22 protein-coding genes are annotated in these 21,165 nt (G+C 73.1%); 13 read left to right on the plus strand and 9 right to left on the minus strand.

All coding sequences use genetic code 11. The annotated features are described in order from the left end of the window. The first annotated feature begins 137 nt into the window (after positions 1–137). The 9 genes from ABZS66_RS49670 to ABZS66_RS49710 are packed head-to-tail and all read left to right on the plus strand — an operon-like array spanning position 138 to position 8,413. On the plus strand, positions 138–1,118 hold the full coding sequence (locus tag ABZS66_RS49670) for an NHL repeat-containing protein (RefSeq protein WP_354770064.1): 981 nt from the start codon (positions 138–140) through the stop codon (positions 1,116–1,118). After that, on the plus strand, positions 1,115–3,457 hold the full coding sequence (gene hypF, locus ABZS66_RS49675; RefSeq protein ID WP_354770065.1) for a carbamoyltransferase HypF: 2,343 nt from the start codon (positions 1,115–1,117) through the stop codon (positions 3,455–3,457). Before ABZS66_RS49670 ends, hypF begins: the two co-directional genes overlap by 4 nt. A gap of 7 nt (positions 3,458–3,464) precedes the next feature. Next, positions 3,465–3,725, plus strand: a complete 261-nt coding sequence (locus ABZS66_RS49680; protein ID WP_354770066.1) for a HypC/HybG/HupF family hydrogenase formation chaperone — start codon at positions 3,465–3,467, stop codon at positions 3,723–3,725. Next, the gene (locus ABZS66_RS49685) at positions 3,722–4,465 is read left to right on the plus strand and encodes a hypothetical protein (RefSeq protein WP_354770067.1); all 744 of its coding nucleotides are present in this window, start codon (positions 3,722–3,724) and stop codon (positions 4,463–4,465) included. The genes ABZS66_RS49680 and ABZS66_RS49685 overlap by 4 nt, the downstream gene beginning before the upstream one ends. Beyond that, on the plus strand, positions 4,462–5,124 hold the full coding sequence (locus tag ABZS66_RS49690) for an SIS domain-containing protein (RefSeq protein ID WP_354770068.1): 663 nt from the start codon (positions 4,462–4,464) through the stop codon (positions 5,122–5,124). Before ABZS66_RS49685 ends, ABZS66_RS49690 begins: the two co-directional genes overlap by 4 nt. Continuing rightward, positions 5,114–6,205, plus strand: a complete 1,092-nt coding sequence (hypE, locus tag ABZS66_RS49695) for a hydrogenase expression/formation protein HypE (RefSeq protein ID WP_354770069.1) — start codon at positions 5,114–5,116, stop codon at positions 6,203–6,205. Before ABZS66_RS49690 ends, hypE begins: the two co-directional genes overlap by 11 nt. Positions 6,206–6,216: 11 nt before the next feature. After that, positions 6,217–6,501 (plus strand): HypC/HybG/HupF family hydrogenase formation chaperone, encoded by a 285-nt coding sequence (locus ABZS66_RS49700; protein WP_354770070.1) that lies wholly within the window; start codon positions 6,217–6,219, stop codon positions 6,499–6,501. Further along, positions 6,498–7,628 (plus strand): hydrogenase formation protein HypD, encoded by a 1,131-nt coding sequence (gene hypD / locus ABZS66_RS49705; RefSeq protein ID WP_354770071.1) that lies wholly within the window; start codon positions 6,498–6,500, stop codon positions 7,626–7,628. Before ABZS66_RS49700 ends, hypD begins: the two co-directional genes overlap by 4 nt. After that, positions 7,625–8,413, plus strand: a complete 789-nt coding sequence (locus ABZS66_RS49710) for a DUF6390 family protein (RefSeq protein WP_354770072.1) — start codon at positions 7,625–7,627, stop codon at positions 8,411–8,413. Before hypD ends, ABZS66_RS49710 begins: the two co-directional genes overlap by 4 nt. Here ABZS66_RS49710 and ABZS66_RS49715 read toward each other — a convergent pair. The 8 genes from ABZS66_RS49715 to ABZS66_RS49750 all read right to left on the minus strand — a co-directional run bounded on the left by ABZS66_RS49715 (position 8,364) and on the right by ABZS66_RS49750 (position 16,751). Continuing rightward, positions 8,364–9,119 carry an HAD-IA family hydrolase gene (locus tag ABZS66_RS49715; RefSeq protein ID WP_354770073.1) on the minus strand — a complete coding sequence of 252 codons (756 nt, stop codon included), beginning with the start codon at positions 9,117–9,119 and terminating at the stop codon, positions 8,364–8,366. The two genes, ABZS66_RS49710 and ABZS66_RS49715, sit on opposite strands and share 50 nt — an antisense overlap. Then, on the minus strand, positions 9,116–10,048 hold the full coding sequence (locus tag ABZS66_RS49720; RefSeq protein WP_354770074.1) for a phosphoribulokinase: 933 nt from the start codon (positions 10,046–10,048) through the stop codon (positions 9,116–9,118). Before ABZS66_RS49720 ends, ABZS66_RS49715 begins: the two co-directional genes overlap by 4 nt. Positions 10,049–10,061: 13 nt before the next feature. After that, positions 10,062–12,074: a transketolase gene (gene tkt, locus ABZS66_RS49725; RefSeq protein ID WP_354770075.1), complete on the minus strand. Its 2,013-nt coding sequence runs from the start codon at positions 12,072–12,074 to the stop codon at positions 10,062–10,064. Continuing rightward, positions 12,071–12,763, minus strand: a complete 693-nt coding sequence (gene rpe / locus ABZS66_RS49730) for a ribulose-phosphate 3-epimerase (protein WP_354770076.1) — start codon at positions 12,761–12,763, stop codon at positions 12,071–12,073. Before rpe ends, tkt begins: the two co-directional genes overlap by 4 nt. Continuing rightward, on the minus strand, positions 12,760–13,632 hold the full coding sequence (locus ABZS66_RS49735; RefSeq protein ID WP_354770077.1) for a phosphoribulokinase: 873 nt from the start codon (positions 13,630–13,632) through the stop codon (positions 12,760–12,762). The genes rpe and ABZS66_RS49735 overlap by 4 nt, the downstream gene beginning before the upstream one ends. Further along, the gene (locus ABZS66_RS49740; RefSeq protein ID WP_354770078.1) at positions 13,632–14,723 is read right to left on the minus strand and encodes a class 1 fructose-bisphosphatase; all 1,092 of its coding nucleotides are present in this window, start codon (positions 14,721–14,723) and stop codon (positions 13,632–13,634) included. Before ABZS66_RS49740 ends, ABZS66_RS49735 begins: the two co-directional genes overlap by 1 nt. Then, positions 14,720–15,769 carry a class I fructose-bisphosphate aldolase gene (locus tag ABZS66_RS49745; RefSeq protein ID WP_354770079.1) on the minus strand — a complete coding sequence of 350 codons (1,050 nt, stop codon included), beginning with the start codon at positions 15,767–15,769 and terminating at the stop codon, positions 14,720–14,722. The genes ABZS66_RS49740 and ABZS66_RS49745 overlap by 4 nt, the downstream gene beginning before the upstream one ends. Before the next feature lie 82 nt (positions 15,770–15,851). Beyond that, positions 15,852–16,751, minus strand: coding sequence for a LysR substrate-binding domain-containing protein (locus tag ABZS66_RS49750; protein ID WP_354770080.1), 900 nt, complete (start codon positions 16,749–16,751; stop codon positions 15,852–15,854). A 106-nt stretch (positions 16,752–16,857) separates the two neighbouring features. On the opposite strand from ABZS66_RS49750, the gene ABZS66_RS49755 reads away from it, so the two are divergent. The 3 genes from ABZS66_RS49755 to ABZS66_RS49765 are packed head-to-tail and all read left to right on the plus strand — an operon-like array spanning position 16,858 to position 19,653. Continuing rightward, positions 16,858–18,291, plus strand: a complete 1,434-nt coding sequence (locus tag ABZS66_RS49755; RefSeq protein WP_354770081.1) for a ribulose-bisphosphate carboxylase large subunit — start codon at positions 16,858–16,860, stop codon at positions 18,289–18,291. 10 nt (positions 18,292–18,301) lie between these two features. Further along, complete coding sequence (locus ABZS66_RS49760; RefSeq protein ID WP_354770082.1) at positions 18,302–18,727, plus strand: ribulose bisphosphate carboxylase small subunit; 426 nt, start codon at positions 18,302–18,304, stop codon at positions 18,725–18,727. After that, positions 18,724–19,653 (plus strand): AAA family ATPase, encoded by a 930-nt coding sequence (locus ABZS66_RS49765; RefSeq protein ID WP_354770083.1) that lies wholly within the window; start codon positions 18,724–18,726, stop codon positions 19,651–19,653. Before ABZS66_RS49760 ends, ABZS66_RS49765 begins: the two co-directional genes overlap by 4 nt. A gap of 34 nt (positions 19,654–19,687) precedes the next feature. On the opposite strand, the gene ABZS66_RS49770 is transcribed toward ABZS66_RS49765, so the two are convergent. Then, positions 19,688–20,179, minus strand: a complete 492-nt coding sequence (locus tag ABZS66_RS49770) for a hypothetical protein (RefSeq protein WP_354770084.1) — start codon at positions 20,177–20,179, stop codon at positions 19,688–19,690. A 112-nt stretch (positions 20,180–20,291) separates the two neighbouring features. On the opposite strand from ABZS66_RS49770, the gene ABZS66_RS49775 reads away from it, so the two are divergent. Further along, complete coding sequence (locus ABZS66_RS49775) at positions 20,292–21,143, plus strand: hypothetical protein (protein ID WP_354770085.1); 852 nt, start codon at positions 20,292–20,294, stop codon at positions 21,141–21,143. Positions 21,144–21,165 lie beyond the last annotated feature (22 nt).

Below are 21,165 nucleotides of genomic sequence, written 5' to 3' on the forward strand. Positions count from 1 at the left end.
ACTGCTTTTTAATGATTCGGTGACCTCCGAGTTCTAGTCATAGAGGTTTAGACTCTTTCCCTCCACGACGCTGTTGCGATCTGTCCTGGCTCTACGGGCCGCGCGGTGTACACCTCGGCCGGATCGGCGGCCGCGACGTGCTCGTGGTCGCGGACACGGGCAACCACCGGGTCCTCATCTGGCACGCGCTGCCTGACCGGGACGAGCACCCGTGCGACGTGGTGCTCGGGCAGCCGGACGCGACCAGCGAGGGACCGGCGGCGGGCGGCACCAGCACCACGCGGGGCATGTTCCTGCCGACCGGCGTCACCATCCACGACGGACGGCTGATCGTCGCCGACGCCTGGCACCACCGGGTGCTCGTGTACGACGGGCTGCCCGAGTCGCCGTTCGCGCGACCGGATCTCGTGCTCGGCCAGCCCGGCCCGGACCACGTCGAACCGAACGCCGGCGGGGAGTGCGGGGCCACCACGATGTACTGGCCGTTCGGGGTCGGTGTCGTCGACGGCCGGTTCTACGTCTGCGACACCGGCAACCGCCGGGTGCTCGGCTGGTCGCAGGGCGTGCCGGATTCGCCCGGCCGCCGGCCCGACCTGGTGCTGGGCCAGCCCGACGCGGCCGGCCGCGAGGAGAACCGGGGCGGGCCCGCCGGGCCGGACAGCTTCCGCTGGCCGCACGACGTCTGCGGCGACGGTGACCGGCTGCTGATCGCCGACGCCGGCAACCACCGGGTGCTCGGCTGGCGCCCGCACCCGACGCGCGACGCCGGAGCCGACCTGGTCCTCGGGCAGCACGACCTGACGAGCACCGACGAGTGGCCGTACGGGCCGCAGCGGGCCGACCGGCTGCGTTCCCCATATGCCGCCGACACCGACGCCGGCCGCCTCGCCGTGGCCGACACCGCGAACAACCGTGTGCTCATCTGGACCGACGGCCCTCGCCGCGACGCCGCGGACGTGGTCCTCGGCCAGCCCACGTTCGCCGCCAACGGGGAGAACCGGTGGACCGGGGTGACCCCCGACTCGATGTGCTGGCCGTACGGGATCTCGCTGGCCGGGGACCGGCTGGCGGTGGCCGACTCCGGCAACAACCGCGTCGTGATCTGGCGGCGCGGATGACCACCACCGCCCGGGACCGCCGCGAGTTCACCGTCACCGGCGTGGTGCAGGGGGTGGGCTTCCGCCCCTTCGTGCACCGCCTCGCCGTCGAGCTCGGGCTGACCGGGTTCGTGGGCAACGCCGAGCAGGCGGTGATCGGCGAGGTGGAGGGCAGCGCCGACGCGGTGACCGCATTCCTGCGCCGCCTGCACACCGAGGCCCCGCCGCTGGCCCGGATCGCCCAGGTGCGGGCCCGCACCATCGCGACCCACGCCGGGCAGGACGGCGGCTTCGCGATCGTGGCGAGCGCGGGCGGTGCCGGCAGCGGCCGGACCCTGGTCGGCCCCGACGTGGCCACCTGCGCCGCCTGCCTGGCCGAACTGTTCGAACCGGCGAACCGCCGCTACCGCCACCCGTTCATCACCTGCACCGACTGCGGGCCCCGGTTCACCATCATCCGCGACCTGCCCTACGACCGGCCGGCGACCACGATGGCCGCCTTCCCGATGTGCCCGGCCTGCCGCACCGAGTACGAGACGGTGACCGACCGCCGCTACCACGCCCAGCCCATCGCGTGCGCGGACTGCGGACCGGCGCTCTGGTTCGAGCACGACGGCCTCCGCGTCACCGGGAGCGACGCCGCCGTCGCCGAGGCACAGCGGGCGCTGATGGCCGGGCGTATCGTGGCGGTCAAGGGCATCGGCGGCTACCACCTGGCCTGCCGGGCCGACGACGAGGACGCGGTGCGGCGGCTGCGCGAGCGCAAGCAGCGCGACGAGAAGCCGTTCGCGGTGCTGGCCGCCGATCTGGCGACGGCCCGGCGACTGGCCGAAGTGGACGACGACGAGGCCCGGGCGCTGACCGGTCCGGCCCGCCCGATCGTGCTGCTGCGCCGGCGCGACGACGCCCCGGTCGCGGCCGCGGCAGCCCCGGGCAACCCGTGGCTGGGCGTCATGCTGCCGGGCAATCCCGTGCAGCACCTGCTGCTCGCCCAGGTGCCGGGGGTGAGCCTGGCCCCGCCGGACGCCCTGGTCTACACGAGCGCGAACCTCAGCGAGGAGCCGCTGTGCTTCGACGACGAGGACGCGATCACCCGGCTGCCGCACCTGGCCGACGCCGTGCTGACCCACGACCGGCCGATCCACGTGCCGTGCGACGACTCGGTGGTCCGGCTCGTCGACGGGCAGGAGCTACCGCTGCGCCGCGCCCGCGGGTACGCCCCGCTGCCCGTGCCGCTCGGCCGGTCACTGCCGCCGGTCCTGGCCGTGGGTGGCGAACTGAAGAACACCTGCTGCGTGCTCGACGGCGAGTACGCGTTCTGTTCGGCGCACGTCGGCGACATGGGCAGCCTGGCCACACTCCGCGCCTTCGACCGCGCGGCCGGGCAGCTGACGACCCTGCGCCGGGTCGATCCGGTGGTCCTGGCCGCCGACGCCCACCCCGGATACCAGACGCGCGCCTGGGCGGAGCGGCGCGCCGGCGGTACCGGACCGCACCTGGTACAGCACCACCACGCGCACGTGGTCTCGCTGCTGGCCGAGCACGGCCGGATCGGTGAGCCGGTGATCGGGGTGGCGTTCGACGGCACGGGGTTCGGCGCCGACGCGACGGTGTGGGGCGGCGAGTTCCTGCTCGTCGGCGCCGACCCGACCCGGTTCACCCGGGTCGCCCACCTGCTCCCGGTGGACCTGCCCGGCGGCGACGCGGCCGTGCGGAACCCGTGCCGGACGGCGCTCGGCCACCTCGCCGCGGCGGGCGTCGAATGGGATCCGGACCTGGCGCCGGTCGCCGCCTGCGGCCCGGCCGAGCTGGCCGCCGTGCGGCTGCTGCTGGCCACCTCCGCCGTGCGCTCGTCGAGCATGGGGCGGCTGTTCGACGCGGTGGCGTCGCTGCTGGGGGTACGGCAGCGGATCGGGTACGAGGCGCAGGCGGCCATCGAGCTGGAACACCTGGCCGGTCTCGGCGCCGGCGAACCGCCCGAAGCGCTGGCGCCGTTCGAGCTCACCGACGACGGCCGGCTCGACCACCGCCCCGTGATCCGCTGCCTGGTTGAGCGGATGCGGGGCGGGGTGGACCCGGCGGTGCTGGCCGACGCGTTCCACCGGGCGGTGGCCGACGCCGTGGTGGCCGGCGCGACCCGGGCGGCCACGGCCAGTGGGGTGTCCACCGTCGGGCTGACCGGCGGCGTGTTCCAGAACGTGCGGCTGAGCCGGCTGTGCCGGGACCGGCTGGGCGCGGCCGGGTTCGCCGTGCTCACCCATCGGCTGGTACCGCCCAACGACGGCGGTCTGGCCCTCGGGCAGGCGGTCGTGGCCGGCCTCGTCGCGGCTCGTACAACGGATATCCAGGAAGGCGGGTGAGACGCTGATGTGCCTCGGAGTTCCCGGACGCATCGTCGCGGTGTTCCAGGACGGGGATGCGCCCATGGCCGACGTCGACTTCGCCGGCGAGCGGCGCCGGATCTGCCTGGCCTACCTGCCCGATCTCGGCCCCGGCGACTACGTGATCGCCCACATGGGCTTCGCGCTGACCCGGGTCGACGAGGCGACGGCGTTCTCAACCCTTGCGCTGATGCGGGAGTACGGAGTGCTGCCCGCCGAACGCCCCACCGTGGAGGGAGTGGCATGAGCACCGACCCGGAAGGCATCACCGCCGACCTGCTCGACGGCAGCCTCGCCGACGACCTGGCCGCGGCGGCGCTGGCGCTGGCCCGCCGCTTCCATGCCGGCGCCACACTGTGGTGCGTTGCCCCACAGTGGACGCCGCACGCGCACCACATCGCGGTGGAGTTCGTACACCCGGTCATCGTCGGCAAGCGGGCGCTGCCCGCGGTCGCGCTCACCGGCCCCGACCTCGTCGCCCAGGCCCGGGTGTGCGTGCGCAGCGGCGACATCGTGATGGCCGTCGCCGCGGCCGGTGAGCCCGCCGTGCTGGAGCTGATGCGGCGGGCCCCGGCGTGGGGCGCACACACGGTGTGGATCGGCTCGGGCCACCGCCCGCCGGGCGGCGCGGCCGACCACGTGCTCTGGCAGGACGACCCCGACCCGCTGGCCCCGGCCACCGGCCGGTTCGTGCTGATGTACCACCTGCTGTGGGAGCTGACCCATGTCTGCTTCGAACACCCCGGCCTGCTGACGAACAGCGAACCGGACTGTACCGACGAGGTCTGCGTCACGTGCAGTGACGAAGGACGGCTGGCGGAGGTGCTCCGGGCACCGGAGACACCGTTCGGGCCGGCCCGGGCCCGCACGTCGAACGGCGAGGAGGACGTCGACGTCACCCTGGTCGCTCCCGTGCGCCCCGGAGACCTGCTGCTGGTGCACGCCGGCTCGGCGCTGACCCGGCTCGACCCGGCGGTGCGGCGATGAGCGGCGCCGGCTTCCTCTACCCGTTCCTCACCGGCGCGGAGCGCGACCCGGCCGCCCTGCTGGCCGATCTGGCCGCGTCCGCCCGGGCCAAGGCGCGCGAGTCGGCGGCGCTGCAGCGGCGCACCCTGGCGGCGAACGCCGCCGCGATCGACCGGGCCGGCGCGGCGATGGCCCGGCGGTTCGCCGACGGCGGCCGGCTGGTCGTGTTCGGCAACGGCGGCAGCTCGACCGACGCGGCGACCTTCGCCGACCTGTTCACCAACCCGGCCGCCGGGTCGCCGTTGCCGGTCATCAACCTCACGGCCGACCAGGCGGTGGTCACCGCACTCGGCAACGACGTCGGCTTCGACCTGGTCTTCTCCCGCCAGATCGCCGCGTACTGCGGACGCCACGACATCGCGGTCGCGTTCTCGACCAGCGGCAACTCCGCCGACCTGACGGCCGGGCTGCGCGAGGCCCGAACCCGCGGGCTGCTCACGATCGGTTTCGCCGGGTACGGGGGCGGCGACATGGCCACCGGCCCCCACGTCGAGCACTGCTTCGTGGTCGACTCGCAGAGCGTGCACCGCATCCAGGAAAGCCAGGCGCTGCTCGGCTACCACCTCTGGGCTGCCGCCGCCGGCGGACCCGACCGAAAGGAGCCTGCCGATGGCCGCTGAGTCCACATTGGACCGGGAGGGCCTGGTGCTGGAGCGGATCTCCAACGCCCGCAAGCGCCGGCCCCGTCTCGTCGACGAGGTCGTGACGCTGGCGCACGGGGCCGGCGGCAAGTCCTCGGCCGCCCTGATCGACGCCGTCTTCGTCGAGGCGCTGCGCGGCCCCGAACTGGAACAGCTCGGCGACGGTGCGGTACTGACCCTGCCGTCCGGGGAACGGCTGGCGTTCAGCACCGACTCGTTCGTCGTGTCACCGCTGCGGTTCCCGGGCGGCTCGATCGGCCATCTCGCCGTACACGGCACCGTCAACGACCTCGCGATGTGCGGTGCGGTGCCGCAGTGGCTGTCGTGCGCGTTCGTCATCGCCGAAGGCTTCCCGATCGCCGAGCTGCGCGAGATCGTGGCCGACCTGGCGGCGGCGGCCCGCACAGCCGGGGTGCGGCTGGTCACCGGGGACACCAAGGTGGTACCGGCCGGAGCCGCCGACGGGCTCTACATCACGACCGCCGGGGTCGGCGTCATTCCGGCCGGACGGGAGCTGGGCGCGGCCACGGTCCGCCCGGGGGACCGGCTGGTGCTCTCCGGCACGCTCGGCGACCACGGGATGGCCGTGCTGCTGGCCCGGGGAGACCTGGCCATCGAGGCCGAGATCGAGTCGGACACCGCACCGGTGAACGGGCTGGTGGAGACGCTGCTCGCCGCGGCGCCCAACACCCGTTGGCTGCGTGACCCGACCCGCGGCGGGCTCGCCACCGTCTGCAACGAGCTGGCCGTCGACGCCGGGGTGGGGGTGATCCTGGACGAGCAGCTGCTGCCGGTGGCGCCGCAGGTGCAAGGCGCCTGCGACCTGCTCGGCATCGACCCGGTCTACGTGGCCAACGAAGGCAAGTTCGTGGCGGTCGTGCCGGCGGCCGAGGCGGAGGCGGCGGTTGCCGCGCTGCGCGCCGATCCGCTCGGTGGCCAGGCCGCCGTGATCGGCGAGATCACCGAGCAGCCCGAGGGTGTCGTCGCGCTGCGGACACCGTTCGGCGGCAGCCGCATCGTGGACATGCTCGTGGGTGACCCGCTGCCCAGGATCTGCTGAGGAGGCCTGTCATGTGTCTGGGGATTCCCGGCCAGATCGTCGAGATCGTCGATCCCGGAGCGCACCTGGCGAAGGTCGACGTCAGCGGCGTCCGACGCACCATCAGCATTCGCCTGCTGGCCGAGCAGGACGTCGCCGCGGGGGACTGGGTGCTCGTCCACGTCGGCTTCGCCATGGCGAAGATCGACGAGCGGGAGGCCGCGCTGACCATCGAGGCCATGCGCAGAATGGGCCAGGCGTTCGACGACGAGCTCGCCGCCTTTGATTCCACCGCCATCAGTCTGGAGTCCCGATGAGGTTCGTCGACGAGTTTCGCGACCCGGCCGCCGCCCGGGCGCTGGTCAGGTCCATCACCGAGCTGGCCGGCGACGGCGAGTACAAGTTCATGGAGGTCTGCGGGGGACACACGCACACCATCTACCGGCACGGCCTGGAGTACCTGCTGCCGCCCACGGTCGAGCTGGTGCACGGGCCGGGGTGCCCGGTGTGTGTGATCCCCATGGGCCGGGTCGACGACGCGATGTGGCTGGCCGAGCAGCCGGGCGTCATCTTCACCACCTTCGGTGACATGATGCGGGTGCCGGGCAGCCGCGGCAGCCTGCTGGAGACCAAGGCCCGGGGCGCGGACGTGCGCTTCATCTACTCGCCGCTGGACGCGCTGCGCATCGCCGTCGACAACCCGGACAAGCAGGTGGTGTACTTCGCCGTCGGGTTCGAGACGACGGCACCGTCCACCGCCGTCACGCTCGTGCGGGCCCGGGAGCTCGGGGTCACCAACTTCAGCGTGTTCTGCAACCACGTCACGATCGTGCCGCCGATCAAGGCCATCCTCGACTCGCCCGACCTGCGGCTGTCCGGCTTCATCGGGCCGGGCCACGTGTCCACCGTGGTCGGCAACCGGCCGTACCGGTTCGTCTCCGAGGTGTACGGCAAGCCCATGGTGGTGACCGGCTTCGAGCCGCTGGACATCCTCGCCGCCGTACACATGCTGCTGACCCAGATCCGGGAGGGCCGCTGCGAGGTGGAGAACCAGTACTCCCGGGTGGTGACCGACGAGGGTAACCCGGCCGCGCTGGCCCTGCTGGCCGACGTGTTCGAGCTGCGGCCGCACTCCGAGTGGCGAGGGCTGGGCTTCATCTCCCAGTCGGCACTCAAGCTCGGCGAGCGCTACGCCGCCTTCGACGCCGAGCTGCGCTACGACATGCCCGGCGTGCGGGTGGCCGACCCGAAGGCCTGCCAGTGCGGTGAGGTGCTCAAGGGTGTCATCAAGCCGTGGGAATGCAAGGTGTTCGGCACCGCGTGCACCCCGGAGACGCCGATCGGCACCTGCATGGTCTCGCCGGAGGGCGCCTGCGCGGCGTACTACAACTTCGGCCGGCTGCATCGCGAGACGGCGCTGCTCGTCGGCCGGTCGGGCGCGTGAGCCGCGAGGGCGAGCGGCTGTTCGCCCGCTACGCGTTCTCGCCCAACGACCTCGGCTACTGCGGACCGGCCGACGCGAGCGCGCTGTTCGAGCTGGCCGTCACCGGCCACACGGACGGCGACGTCGTGGCGATCGCCCGGCGGTTCTCGGGGGCGTGGCCGTACCTGGTCCTGCTCGCCGAGCTGACCGGAGGCACCGATCCGCTCGACGAGACGCTGGTGCGGGCGTACTGGACCGGCGCGCCAGCCGAGGGCGTCGAGGCGGCCGAGTTCGGGGCCCGCCTGCTGAACCGCCTCGGCGCGCGGGCCGGGCACTACTGGCACCATCTCGACGGGGCGCTGCTGCCGGAGGCGGCACCGGACCACGGGTTCCATGTGTTCGGCGTCTACCCGTGGTCCCGGATGCTGCCGGCCGGTCCGCCCGAGCAACCACTGCACGTGCTGGACTCGTGCCGCATCAGCTGGGGCCAGGTGACGCAGGTGCGCGACGGGGACGGCCAAGTCGTGGTCCGGCGCCGGCCGCTGGGCTGGGACGGCGAACGCCTCGGCCTGCTGCCCGAACGTGAGCACGAGGTGCGATACCGCATCGACGGCCGGGGCTTCGTCACCGATCCACGGCCGGGCGAGTGGCTGGCGCTGCACTGGGACTGGGCATGCGATCGGCTCACCGACGACGATCTGACCCGGCTCCGGCAGAGCACGGCGGACCGGCTCGCGCTGACGAACGAACGCCTCGCTACCGGGACCGGGCCACGGCGTGCAGCCGCCGCAGCGCCTCCGCGGTGACCCCGCCGCGCAGGTAGGTCGGCACCGTCGCGTCGAACAGGTCCATGGCCAGGTAACTCGGCAGTACCGCGGCCGCGCCGGGGAACTGCGCGCCGCGGTGGTACGCCGAGGTGACCACGAGGCACGGCAGCTGCGCCCGGTCCGCGGCTTGCAGACCGGGCGGCGAGTCCTCCACCGCCAGGGCCTCCTCGGACACGACACCGAGCGCGGCCACGGCCTGCCCGTAGGCCTCGGGGTGCGGCTTGAGGCGCGTCACGTCGTCACCGGTGACCACCGCCGCGAACGGGATGTCGCGGAACAGCCGGTCGAGCAGCACGGTCACCCAGGCCCGGCTGCCGGTGGTGGCCACCGCGACGGCGACCTCGCGGTCACGCAGCTCGCGAAGCAGTTCGTGCACGCCCGGCCGGGCTATCAGTATCCCGGTGTGCACCCAGCTGAGGAAATGCGTCGTCTTCGTCGCGTGCACGGAGCGGGCCAGCGTGGCCGCGTCGGCGTGGCCCCGGCCGGCGAGGTAGGCCTCGAGCCGGCGGCGGCCGCCGGTGATGGCCAGCAGCCGGCCGTACTCGGTCACGCCCCATTCGTAGGGCAGGCCATGGTCGCGGAAGGCGAGGTTGAACGCGCGGCGGTGGCCGTCGCGCTCGGTCTCGGCCAGGGTGCCGTCGACGTCGAAGACGACCGCGCGCAGTTGGTGCGACGGGCGCGTCACCGCTGGTACACCTCCTGGGTGAGGTGGAACAGCAGCAGCTCCTGGGTGATCGCGAGCGGCTCGCTGCGGGTGCCGTCGCCGAGCCGGCCCAGCCCGTGGGGCATCGTCCGGCCGCCGGCCACGCCGTCCCAGAGCGCCTTCTGCAGCAGCCGGGCCTCGTCGGCCGTGGCGTGGCCGTGCACGCGCAGGCAGTCGACCGGTGTGCCGTCGTCGTCGCGGATGATGTTCAGGTTCATGGCCGCGCGGACGTCGTCGGTGAGGATGTCGGTGAGCGGCTGGTGCTGGATCGTGGGCCGCAGCAGCAGCTCGGCGCTGAGCGGTGTGCCCGGCGGGTCGACCCGGTCGGTGGCCGGCGCGAAACGGACCACGATGTCGGCGTAGCGGCGCTGCGGCCGGATGTACGCGGCCGAGTCGGGTTCGCGCCGGGCGAGTTCGCGGCGGACCTCGGCCTCACTGTAGCCGCGGCTGGTCGTGTCGCGGATGATCTTCCACCGGTGCCGGACATCCTCCGGCGGGTCGAGGAAGACGGTGATGTCGAAGCACGCCCGGGACAGCTTGGAGTACAAGGGGAAGATCCCCTCCACGATGACGAACTCGCGTGGCTGCACGTAGGCGGGGCGGGCGAACGTGCCGGTGCGGTGGTCGTACACCGGCTTGAGGATGGGCTGCCCGGTGGCCAGCATCTGCAGGTGCTGCTCCATGATGTCGAGGTAGTTGGCCTCGGGGTGCAGCGCGGTCAGCGCCAGCGCGCGCCGCTCGGCCCGGTCGTAGCGGTGGTAGTCGTCCACGCACACGGAGGTGCACCGCTGCGGCCCGATGGCCGCGACCAGCCCGTCCGCGAGCGTGGTCTTGCCGGAGCCACTGTCGCCGCCGAGCGCGAGCATGACCGGCCGGGCTCCGGCGGGCTCGACCAGACGCGAACGCAACATGCGTACCAGCTTGTCAGGCATCGGCGCCGCCGTCAGCTGTGCCGGCCGGCGCGCGCTCGACGAGGGCGACCAGCACGTCGACGGTGAACCCGAGCGCGGCCTGCACCTGCTCCCCGGGGCCGCAGACGCCGAACCGGTCGAGGCCGAGCACGTTGCCGGCGCCGACGAGGGCCGCCCATCCCGCCGTCACACCGGCCTCGACCGCGACCAGACGGTCCGGCCGGCCGGTCAGAGCGTCCCGTTCGCCGGGTGGCAGCGCGGCGAACCGCTCCCGCCACGGCACCGACACCACCCGGGTGGGCCGCCCGCGGGCGGTGAGCCGCTCGGCGGCGGCCATCGCCAGCGCCACTTCCGACCCGGTGGCGAGGATCGTGACGGCCGGCGTGTCCACCGGCGGTCCGACGACGCGGGCGCCGCGCCCGGCGACGAACGAGATCTCCGCCGGGCCGAGGGCCGGCAGGGCCTGGCGGGACAGGATGAGCGCGGTCGGGCCGTCGGTGCGCCGTAACGCGGTGTGCCAGGCGGCCATCGTCTCCGCGTCGTCGGCCGGTCGCAGCACGGCCAGGCCGGGGATCAGCCGCAGCGACTCGATGTGTTCGACCGGCTGGTGGGTCGGTCCGTCCTCGCCGACCGCGATCGAGTCGTGGGTCAGCACATGGACGACCGGCAGGCGCATCATGGCGGAGAGCCGCAGCGCCGGGCGCAGGTAGTCGCTGAACGCCAGGAAGGTGCTGCCCACCGGGCGCAGACCGCCGTGTGCGGCGATGCCGTTGAGCGCGGCCGCCATCGCGTGCTCGCGGATGCCGAAGTGGATCCGGCGGCCCCCGTAGTCGCCGGCGGTGACGACCGCGCCGGGCAGCGCGTCGATGCCCGTCGACCCGGCGAGGTCGGCCGAACCGCCGACCAGCTCCGGCAACGCCGACCCGGCCGCGGCGAGCACCCGGGCCGAGGCCTGGCGGGTGGCGAGCCGGGCACCGGTCGCCAGCCCCGCCAGCGCGGCGTCCACCGCGGTCGGCAGCCCGCCGGCCTGGGAGCGCTGCCATTCCGCCGCCGCCACCGGGTTCGTGCCGGCCCAGGCGTCGAACCGGGCCACCCAGCCGGCTCGTTGCGTGGCGCCTGCCGCGGCGATCGACCGGCAACGGTCCCGCACCGCGGGCGGCACGTAGAACGGCTCGGGGGAGCGGCCGAGCCGGCGGCGGGTGGCGGCGAGGACCTCCGGGCCGAGCGGGCTGCCGTGGGCCGTCGGCGACCCGGCGACGCCGGGTGCGCCGTAACCGATGACCGTCCGCACGGCGATGAGGCTGGGCCGGGGATCGAGCCGGGCCGCGCCGATCGCGCGGTCGATCGCGGCGACGTCGTTGCCGTCGGCGACCGCCGCGGTGTGCCAGCCGTAGGCGGCGAAGCGTGCCTGCACGTCGTCGCGGCAGGACTGGGAGGCCGGGCCGTCGATCGTCACGTCGTTGTCGTCGTAGAGCACCACGAGCCGGCCCAGGCCGAGGTGGCCGGCGAGCGACGCCGCCTCGTGGCTGATCCCCTCCATCAGGCAACCGTCGCCGACGATGACGTACGTGTGGTGGTCCACCGCGGCCGGGAAGCGCGCGTGCAGCATGCGTTCGGCCAGGGCCATGCCCACCGCGTTGGCGAACCCCTGGCCCAGCGGTCCGGTCGTGGTCTCCACGCCCACGGTGTGCCCGAACTCGGGGTGCCCGGGCGTGGCCGAGCCCAGCTGCCGGAACGCGCGCAGCTGCGCCATCGGCAGGTCGTAGCCGAACAGGTGCAGCATGGCGTACAGCAGCGCGGAGCCGTGTCCGGCCGAGAGCACGAAGCGGTCCCGGTCCGGCCAGTCGGGGTGGCCGGGATCGTGGCGCAGGTGGCGCGACCACAGGGTCCACGCCATCGCCGCGCATCCCATGGGCATGCCCGGGTGACCGGACCGGGCCGCCTCGACCATGTCGGCGCTCAACAGCCGGATCGTGTCGACCGCCAGGGTGTCCAGATCCAGATCGGTGTTTCCCCGGAGTGTCATGCCCGGACCTCGTCCGGCTGCCCGGCGGCGGTGCGCAGTTCGGCCACGGCGGCCGCCCGCCCGGCCGGGTGGCGCGACAGCCAGCTGCCGGAGATGAACACGTCGGCCCCGGCGGAGGCCGCGCGCCGGATCGTGACGTCGGTGATGCCGCCGTCGACCTCCAGCTCGATCGGGCCGCCGTGCCGGTCGATGAGGGCGCGCACCGCCGCGATCTTGGGTTCCATCGCGGGCAGGTAGCGCTGCCCGCCGAAGCCCGGGTTCACCGTCATGACCAGGACGAGGTCGGTCTCGTCGAGGACGTGCGCGATGGTGTCGGCCGGGGTGTGCGGGTTGAGCGCCACACCGGCGCGCGCACCCAGGCGCCGGATGCCGGCGAGCGTCCGGTGCAGGTGGCGGGCGGCCTCGGCATGGACGATCACCAGGTCGCAGCCGGCGCGGACGAAGTGCGGCGCCGCCTCGTCGGGTGCTTCCACCATGAGGTGGGCCTCGAACGGCACGCCGGCCTCGCGCCGGCACGCCGCCACCACGTCCGGCCCGACGGTGATGGCCGGCACGAACCGCCCGTCCATCACGTCCCACTGCACCCGGTCGGCGCCGGCTGCGGCCAGCGCCCGGCACTCCTCGCCGAGCCGGGACTGGTCGGCGGCGAGCATCGAGGGCACGATCACGGGCCCGGAAGCCGCGTTCATGAGCGACCCCGCCGTTCCATGAGGCGCAGGATCATCGGGGTGAAGATCAGTTGCATCGCGAGCTCCATCTTGCCGCCGGGCGCGACGATGACGTTCGGCCGGGACATGAACGAGTCGTGCAGCATCGACAGCAGGTACGGGAAGTCGATGCCGCGCGGGTCGGCGAAGCGGATGACCACGAAGCTCTCGTCGGCGCTCGGGATGAACCGGGCGATGAACGGGTTGGAGGTGTCCACCGTGGGCACTCGCTGGAAGTTGATGTGGGTCCGGGAGAACTGCGGGCAGATGTAATGCACGTAGTCCGGCATGCGGCGCAGGATGGTGTCCATGACGGCCTCGCCCGAGTAGCCGCGCTGGGTGCGGTCGCGGTGCAGCTTCTGGATCCACTCGAGGTTGATGGTCGGCACCACACCGATGCGCAGGTCGGCGTGCTGGGCGACGTCGACGTCGGAGTCCGCGAACGCGCCGTGCAGCCCTTCGTACAGCAGCAGGTCCGTGCCGGCCGGGATGTCCTCCCACGCGGTGAACGTGCCCGGTGCCTGCCCGAAGGGGCCGGCCTCCTCCTCGTCGTGCAGGTACCGCCGGATCTTGCCGGTGCCGGTGCGGCCGTACCCGGCGAACAGCGCCGCCAGCTCCGGCAGCAGGTTCGCGTCCGGCCCGAAATGGCAGAAGTGATGGTTGCCGGATGCGGCGGCGTCGGCCATCGCCTGCTGCATCTGCGCGCGGTCGTGGCGGTGGAACGAGTCGCCCTCGACGACCGCCGCCGTCAGCCCCTCGCGGCGGAAGATGTGCTGGAACGTCCGGGTCACCGACGTGGTGCCGGCGCCCGACGACCCGGTAATGGCCACGACGGGGTACGCGGTCGACATCAGCGCCCGGCCCGGAACATGGACCGGACGTTGAACAGCGATCCGTCGAAGCTGCGATCGTCCGGTTCCCGGTGGTAGCGCTCGATGCGTTCGACCTCGGCCCGGGAGCCGAACACCAGCGGCGCGCGCTGGTGGAGCCCGGTGGGGGCGAGCTCCATCACCCGTTCCCGGCCGGTGCTGGCGAGCCCGCCGGCCTGCTCGACGAGGAACGCGATCGGGTTGCACTCGTACATGAGCCGCAGCCGGCCGGGCCGGTCGGCGTTGCGGGTGTCGGCCGGGTAGAGGAACACCCCGCCGCGGGTCAGGATGCGATACGCGTCGGCGACCAGCGACGCGACCCAACGCATGTTGCAGTCCTGGCCGCGTGGCCCGGTCCGGCCGGCCAGGCATTCGGCGATGTACCGCCGCACAGGGTCCTCCCAGAAGCGCTCGTTCGAGGCGTTGATGGCGAACTCGTGGGTCTGCTCCGGTATCCGCATCCGCGGGTGCGTGAGCACGAAGGCGCCGACGTCGCGGTCGAGGGTGAAGCCGTCCACGCCGTCCCCGGTCGTGAGCACGAGCATGGTGGCCGGCCCGTACAGGGCGAACCCCGCGCAGACCTGGGTCACGCCGGGCTGCAGGAAGTCGTCGAGCCGGGGCTCCTCGCCCGGTCGCGGGGCGCGCAGTACTGAGAAGATGGTGCCGACCGTGATGTTGACGTCGATGTTGCTCGATCCATCGAGCGGGTCGAACAGCAGCAGGTACTTGCCCCGCCGGTACGGCGCGGGAACCGGCAGGATGTCGGGCATCTCCTCGGACGCCAGCGCGGCCAGGTGCCCTCCCCACAGGGTCTCGGCCACCATCACCTCGTTGCTGGCGAGGTCGAGGCGCTGCTGCACCTCGCCGTGCACGTTCTCGCCGCCGGCGGCGCCGTGCAGGCCCGCGAGCCCGCCCCGGTTGACCTGGTTGGCGATGATCTTCACGGCGGTGGCGATCGCGTTGAGCAGCCCGGAGAAGTCGCCCGTCGAGTCGGGGTGGCGGTGCTCCTGCTCGATCGTGTGCCGGGTCAGCGTGATGCGCCCGGGCCGTGGCGGCTGCGTGCCGGCCGTCACGGACGCACCGCCGGCGACGGCTCGGGCGTGTACCGGTGCGCGGCGGCCGCCCGGGCGCAGTTGGCCGCCAGGGCCGCCTGCGCGGCGGCGGTGGCGTCGGGATCGCCGCGCCAGGTGGCCAGGGCGTCGTCCACGAGGGCCCGGCCGAACGAGAAGGTCAGCCGCCACGGCGCGGCCTCCTCGGCGGCGAGCTCGTTGATCGCCCGAAGGTTGGCACAGGCCTGGTCGTTGCGCTGCCCGCCGGACAGGAAGGCGATTGCCGGCACGGCCGGCGGGACGTGCGCGCGCAGGGTCTTCAATGTGCGCCGGGCGACCTCGGCCGCCAGGACCGGTGCCTCGGATTGGGTTCCCGGGACAACCATGTTCGGCTTGAGCACGATGGCCCGCGCGTCCACGCCCATCAGGTCGAGCTCGGCGAACACCTGGGCCAGCACGTTGGCCGTGGCCCGTTCGCACACCGAGATGTGGTGGTCGCCGTCCATGACCACCTCGGGCTCGACGACGGGCACCAGTCCGGCCTCCTGGCACAGCGCTGCGTACCGGGCCAGACCGTGGGCGTTCGCCCGTATCCCGCGCCGGCCGCTGTCCTTGGCCGACCGGCCGCCGGCGGTGGCGCAGACGCGGGCGTTGAAGACCGCGCGCCACTTCGCGAACGTGGCGCCCTGAGCGCGGAAGCGCTCGAGTCGATCGCGCAGCCCGTCCAGTCCCTCGGTGACGGTCACCCCGTCGGTGAAGGGGAGCGGGCTGACGCCGGTGTCCACCTTGATCCCCGGCTGGATGCCGCGCTCGCGGGCGGCGAACGGGAAGGGGGTGCCGTCCACAAGCGACTGACCGAGGGTCTCGTCGCAGAAGATGATCCCGGAGATCCACTGACCCAGGCCGGGCGTGGTCAGCAGCAGCGCCCGGTAGTCGCGCCGGTTGGCCGGGGTGGCGTCCACACCGGCGCGCACGAGCCGGCGCGACATCGTCGCGACGCTCTCGTCGGCGGCGAGGATACCGGTGCCCGGCGCAACCAGGCCGGCGACGGTTTCCAGGAGATCGGACACGAGCGGCTCCCAACGGTCCAGCCGCGTCGGCGGCATCGGGCGAGGCTGGGGAGACGCTAGGGCTAGGCCCAACCGGCGTGCTTCACCCGTGCGGGCGTAGGCCGGGGTGAGCTCGCGCCACCCGGAACGCCAACCGGCCGGCATGGCGCGGGTCGGTCAGGTGGGCCAGGAACAGCTCGGTGGTGGCGGTCGGGGCGGCGGAGGTGACCGCGTGCCACGGCCGCCGCAGCGGGATGCCCTGGGCCGGCAACTGGTGCAGGGCGCCGCTGTTCAGGAGCTGCTCGACCGCATCGGCGGAGACCAGCGTGACGCCCAGGCCCAGGACCGCCGACGACACGACCGCGCCGACCGAGCCGAGGGTCAGCAGCGGCGGCTGGATCTGCAGCGTCTGGTGCAACGCGAACGTCGCCTCCCGGGTGCCCGAGCCCGCCTCGCGCAGCAGCCAGGTCGCGGTGGCCAGGTCGGACTCCGGTCCCGGCGCCGCCACGACCACCAGCGAGTTGGCTCGGGTGGCCCGGGTGACCATGCCCGGCCCGGGGCGGCCGCCGATCACCACGTCCAGCCGGTGGTCGGACAGCAGCGCGAAGATCTGGTCGCGTACGCCGACGTCGAGCGTCAGCTCCACCTCGGGGTACCGCCGCCGGAACGAGGCGAGCAGGCCCGGGATGAGCGACTCGCCGGCCGTGGTGACGGCGCCGATGCGCAGCCGGCCGCGCTCCGCGGCCACGCCCCGCCGGGTCGCGGCCACGCCCTCGTCGACGAGCCCGAGGATGCGCCGGGCGTAGCCGGCGAGCACCTCGCCCGACTCGGTCAGCCGCAGGCCGCGCCCGTCACGTTCGAACAGCACGACACCCACCTCGCGCCGCAACGCCGCCAGCGAGGCGGACACCGCCGACTCGGTGACCGACAGCCGTTGGGCGGCGGCCCGGGCCGAGCCGGAGTCCACCACGGCCAGAAAGGTTCGCAACCGCACGGGCGTCATGCCGCATGAGGATATCCGTCGCATCAGGATAGACAAGGAAATCCTCAAGTGACCGCGGCAAAAGCTCGCTGGACGGATTGAGTATCGGCCCGGCACGCTCGAGCCCATGACGAGTGAGGAACGATGGAACCCGGGGGTCCACAGCTACGCGAGCATGGGCTACTACAACGCCGACTACGTTCCCCGGGACACCGACGTGCTCGCCGTGTTCCGGGTGACCCCGCAGCCCGGGGTGGACCCGGTCGAGGCGGCGGCGGCCGTCGCCGGCGAGTCCTCGACCGCGACCTGGACCGTGGTGTGGACCGACCGGCTCACCGCGAACACCCACTACCAGGCCAAGGCGTACCGGGTCGATCCGGTGCCCGGCCGCGACGGCGAGTACCTCGTGCACATCGCCTACGACCTGGACCTGTTCGAGGAGGGGTCGATCGCCAACCTGACCTCGTCCATCATCGGCAACGTGTTCGGCTTCAAGCCGCTCAAGGCGCTCCGGCTGGAGGACATGCGGATTCCGGTGGCGTACGTGAAGACGTTCCAGGGGCCGGCGCACGGCATCGTGATGGAGCGGGAGATGCTCAACAAGTACGGCCGTCCGCTGCTGGGCGCCACCATCAAGCCGAAGCTGGGGCTGTCCGCCCGCAACTACGGCCGGGTGGTCTACGAGGCGTGCCGCGGCGGGCTCGACTTCACCAAGGACGACGAGAACATCAACTCGCAGCCGTTCATGCGCTGGCGCGACCGCTTCCTGTACTGCATGGAAGGCGTGAACCGGGCGCTGGCGGAGACCGGTGAGATCAAGGGCCACTACCTGAACGTGACCGCGGCGACCGTCGAGGACATGTACGAGCGGGCCGAGTTCGCCAAGGACCTGGGCAGCGTCGTCGTCATGATCGACCTTACCGTCGGATACACGGCCATGCAGTCGATGGCCGCCTGGGCCCGCCGCAACGGGGTGCTGCTGCACCTGCACCGGGCCGGCCACTCCACGTACACGCGGCAGAAGACCCACGGCGTGAGCTTCCGGGTCATCGCGAAGTGGAGCCGGCTGATCGGGGTCGACCACATCCACGCCGGAACCGTGGTGGGCAAGCTGGAGGGCGACCCGGCGACCACCCGCGGCTTCTACGACACGCTGCGCCTCGACCACATCCCGGTCAACCCCGCCCACGGCATCTACGTCGAGCAGGACTGGGCCAGCATGCCCGCGGTGATGCCGGTCGCCTCCGGCGGCATCCACGCGGGACAGATGCACCAGCTCGTCGACCTGCTCGGCGAGGACGTCGTCCTGCAGTTCGGGGGCGGCACGATCGGTCATCCGATGGGCATCGCGGCCGGCGCCGAGGCGAACCGGGTGGCGCTGGAGGCGATCATCAAGGCTCGCAACGAGGGACACGACCTGCTCCGGGAAGGTCCGGCCATCCTGCGCGCCGCGGCCCGCAGTTGCCGTGCGCTCGACGCCGCGCTCGCCACCTGGGGCGACGTCACGTTCGACTATGCGTCGACCGATGCCCCGGACGCCGTCCCCACCGCAAGCCGCTAGGAGCCGACCCATGTACCTGCGCCACGGAACCTTCTCGTACCTGCCCGAGCTGACCGAAGACGAGGTGGCCGCGCAGATCCGCTACGCGCTCGGCAACGGGTGGCCGGTCTCGATCGAGTACACCGACGACCCGCACCCGCGCAACGTGTACTGGGAGCTGTGGGGCCTGCCCATGTTCGACCTCGCCGAGCCGGATGCGGTACTGCGCGAGATCCTGGACTGCCGCGCCGCTTTTCCGCAGTACTACGTGCGGGTGCTGGCCTACGACGCGCGGCTCGGCCGGCAGACCACCGCGCTGAGCTTCCTCGTGCAGCGCCCCTCCCGGGAGCCGGGCTTCCGGCTGGCGCGCACCGAGGCGCACGACCGGGTGCAGCGCTATGCCGTGCAGCCCTACGCGACGCAGGCCCCGCCGGGGGCCCGGTACGAGGCGCCGTGACCGGGGGCTTCGCGATGCGGCCGGCCGAGCCGGCGGTCGAGGAGGTGCTGGACGCCGCGGCGCTGGTCGACCTCAACGCCGACGAGACGAGCCTGCGCGCGCGAGCGGTGCTGGCCGAGTTCGACCGCGACATGGTGGGGCTGGCCGGGGTGAAGCGGCGCCTCGCGGAGATCGCGGCCCTGCTCGTCGTGCGCCGGGCCCGGGCCCGCTTCGGCCTGTCGGACCGCAAGCCGTCGCTGCACATGAGCTTCACCGGGGGCCCGGGCACCGGCAAGACGACCGTTGCCCTGCGGATGGCCGAGATGCTGCACGCACTGGGCTATCTGCGTACCCAGCGGGTGGTCGTGGTGACCCGGGACGACCTCGTCGGGCAGTTCATCGGACACACCGCGCCGAAGACGAAGGAGGCCATCGCCCGGGCCGCCGGGGGAGTGCTGTTCATCGACGAGGCGTACTACCTGCACCGTCCGGAGAACGAGCGGGACTACGGGCAGGAGGCGGTCGAGATCCTGCTCCAGGAGATGGAGTCCGAGCGCGGTTCGCTCGCGGTCATCTTCGCCGGCTACGCCGACCGGATGGAAGCCTTCCTGTCGTCCAACCCGGGTCTCAGCTCGCGGGTGGCGCATCACATCCACTTCGACGACTACACCCACGACGAGCTCGTCCGGATCGGCGAGCTGATGCTGGCCCGCGACGACTACCGGTTCGACCCGGATGCGCGACCGGCGTTCCGGTCCTATGTGGAGCTTCGAACGGCGATGCCGCGCTTCGCCAACGCCCGCAGCATCCGCAATGCGCTGGAGCGGTGCCGGCTGCGGCAGGCGACCCGGCTCGCCGCCGCGCCCGGGCCGGTCAGCCGGGCGGACCTGATCACCCTGACGGAGGCGGACGTGCGCGGCAGCAGCGTGTTCGCCCGGGGGAGCTGACCCGTGGCAGGTGGCGCAAGGCCGGCCCGGACGGCTATGTACCGGACAGCGACCGCATCTCGGCCAGCACGGCCGCCGCCTCGTGCGCCGTGCATGAGGCGTCGATCGTCCAGACGACGGCCGCCCGGTGGTGGGCGCGGGTCGCCCGGACGACGGCGGTACCGCCACTGGGCAAGGTGATCCGCCGGGTCATCAGGTGGCAGGCCGCCACCAGCTCCGCGGCCAGGGCCGGCAGCCGTGACCGGTCGTCCGTGGACAGCAGCACGGGCCGGCCGTCCGAGAGGGTCAGCCTGAGCCGGGCACCGGTCCAGCGGTCCACCGACCGGATGTCCGGCCAGCCGAGCCTGCGCCAGTCCGTCCCCGGTGAGCACCCGTAGTACAGCGCCCGGTCGGTCGCCACGTAACAGGCCCCGAACGGCGACATTTCGTGCAGCAGCACCCGTTCCCCGGCCTCGAGGCCGGGCTGCGGGCGGCGGCGCCTGCCGAGCAGCCGGCGGATCGGCTGTACGATCAACTGTCCGAGCATCAATGGCCTCCTCCGATCGGGTCATCGTCCGGCGGAGCGAGCGGTGCCGGCTTCACCCACCCGGGTGGGTCGGCGCCTGAGCCGGACCACCCGCATCCGGGGAAGGGGAAGCATGAGCCGGCCGTCGATTGCGCAGACCGACGAGCAGATCGGTTTCCACTGGCTCACCGAGGACGCGCGGCCCATCGGCCTCGCGGACCTGGTGCAGACCGATCCCGAGCCCGAGCGGCTGCTGCCGACCCACCTGGCCGCGCTCGACGACGCGTTGATCGACGCGGCCGGCCGGTTCGGGCGGTTGCTCGGCGGCGGCGAGGCGGCCATCACCGAGACCCAGCGGCTCGATCTGCGCGAGCTGCACCGGGTGCTCGACCGGCTGTGCCACGAGTACGCCGCGGCGCTCGCCGTGGTCGACACCGAGGCCGAGCTGCGCGCGGGCCTCATCGTCGGGACGGCCCAGCTGATCGCGATCCGGGCCCGGATGGCCCTCGGGGTGTCGGGACCCACGCCGCTGGCCGGCACCCTCACCGATCCGGGCCTCGGCGTGGTGTCCGGGCACGGCCGGCTCGTGATCGCGGACGACGGCGCGCTCTGGCGCGGCGCGCGCTGGGTCGTCCAGTCCGAGCACGGCGCGCGCTATCCGCTGACGCTGTCGATGCTGCTGTACGACAGCTCCGGCGTGAACAAGGACGCGGCGCTGGACGAGCACCGGGCGGCCCTGCGCCGGGTCGCCGCCGCAGCCGCCGACCCCGGCGCCGATCCGTTCGCCGCCGCCGGATCGGTCGAGTGGCTGCTGTACGACTGGCTGATGGCGCACCGGGAGTCCGGGTCGAGCGGCGCCATCGAACTGCGCGGCAACCGGCTCGAGGATGCCCGGCTGATGGTGGCGGCCGCGGACGCGCTCGTGCGCGCGCGAACCCGCCTGGATGCGACACTCCTCGACGTGCCCACCCGCCGCCGCCACTGACTCCGCCCGGTCACCGGCTCGT

Source organism: Dactylosporangium sp. NPDC005572 (genome assembly GCF_040605515.1).
In the GTDB taxonomy this organism is placed as follows: domain Bacteria; phylum Actinomycetota; class Actinomycetes; order Mycobacteriales; family Micromonosporaceae; genus Dactylosporangium.

Excerpts from the sequence above, each read along its gene's own strand:
- hypF (WP_354770065.1), top strand. The coding sequence starts at position 1,115 with ATGACCACCACCGCCCGGGACCGCCGCGAGTTCACCGTCACCGGCGTG.
- tkt (WP_354770075.1), bottom strand. The coding sequence starts at position 12,074 with ATGACACTCCGGGGAAACACCGATCTGGATCTGGACACCCTGGCGGTC.
- hypE (WP_354770069.1), top strand. The coding sequence starts at position 5,114 with ATGGCCGCTGAGTCCACATTGGACCGGGAGGGCCTGGTGCTGGAGCGG.
- ABZS66_RS49750 (WP_354770080.1), bottom strand. The coding sequence starts at position 16,751 with ATGACGCCCGTGCGGTTGCGAACCTTTCTGGCCGTGGTGGACTCCGGC.
- ABZS66_RS49685 (WP_354770067.1), top strand. The coding sequence starts at position 3,722 with ATGAGCACCGACCCGGAAGGCATCACCGCCGACCTGCTCGACGGCAGC.
- ABZS66_RS49700 (WP_354770070.1), top strand. The coding sequence starts at position 6,217 with ATGTGTCTGGGGATTCCCGGCCAGATCGTCGAGATCGTCGATCCCGGA.
- ABZS66_RS49770 (WP_354770084.1), bottom strand. The coding sequence starts at position 20,179 with ATGCTCGGACAGTTGATCGTACAGCCGATCCGCCGGCTGCTCGGCAGG.
- ABZS66_RS49755 (WP_354770081.1), top strand. The coding sequence starts at position 16,858 with ATGACGAGTGAGGAACGATGGAACCCGGGGGTCCACAGCTACGCGAGC.
- hypD (WP_354770071.1), top strand. The coding sequence starts at position 6,498 with ATGAGGTTCGTCGACGAGTTTCGCGACCCGGCCGCCGCCCGGGCGCTG.
- ABZS66_RS49680 (WP_354770066.1), top strand. The coding sequence starts at position 3,465 with ATGTGCCTCGGAGTTCCCGGACGCATCGTCGCGGTGTTCCAGGACGGG.
- ABZS66_RS49775 (WP_354770085.1), top strand. The coding sequence starts at position 20,292 with ATGAGCCGGCCGTCGATTGCGCAGACCGACGAGCAGATCGGTTTCCAC.
- ABZS66_RS49735 (WP_354770077.1), bottom strand. The coding sequence starts at position 13,632 with ATGTCGACCGCGTACCCCGTCGTGGCCATTACCGGGTCGTCGGGCGCC.
- ABZS66_RS49690 (WP_354770068.1), top strand. The coding sequence starts at position 4,462 with ATGAGCGGCGCCGGCTTCCTCTACCCGTTCCTCACCGGCGCGGAGCGC.
- rpe (WP_354770076.1), bottom strand. The coding sequence starts at position 12,763 with ATGAACGCGGCTTCCGGGCCCGTGATCGTGCCCTCGATGCTCGCCGCC.
- ABZS66_RS49760 (WP_354770082.1), top strand. The coding sequence starts at position 18,302 with ATGTACCTGCGCCACGGAACCTTCTCGTACCTGCCCGAGCTGACCGAA.
- ABZS66_RS49720 (WP_354770074.1), bottom strand. The coding sequence starts at position 10,048 with ATGTTGCGTTCGCGTCTGGTCGAGCCCGCCGGAGCCCGGCCGGTCATG.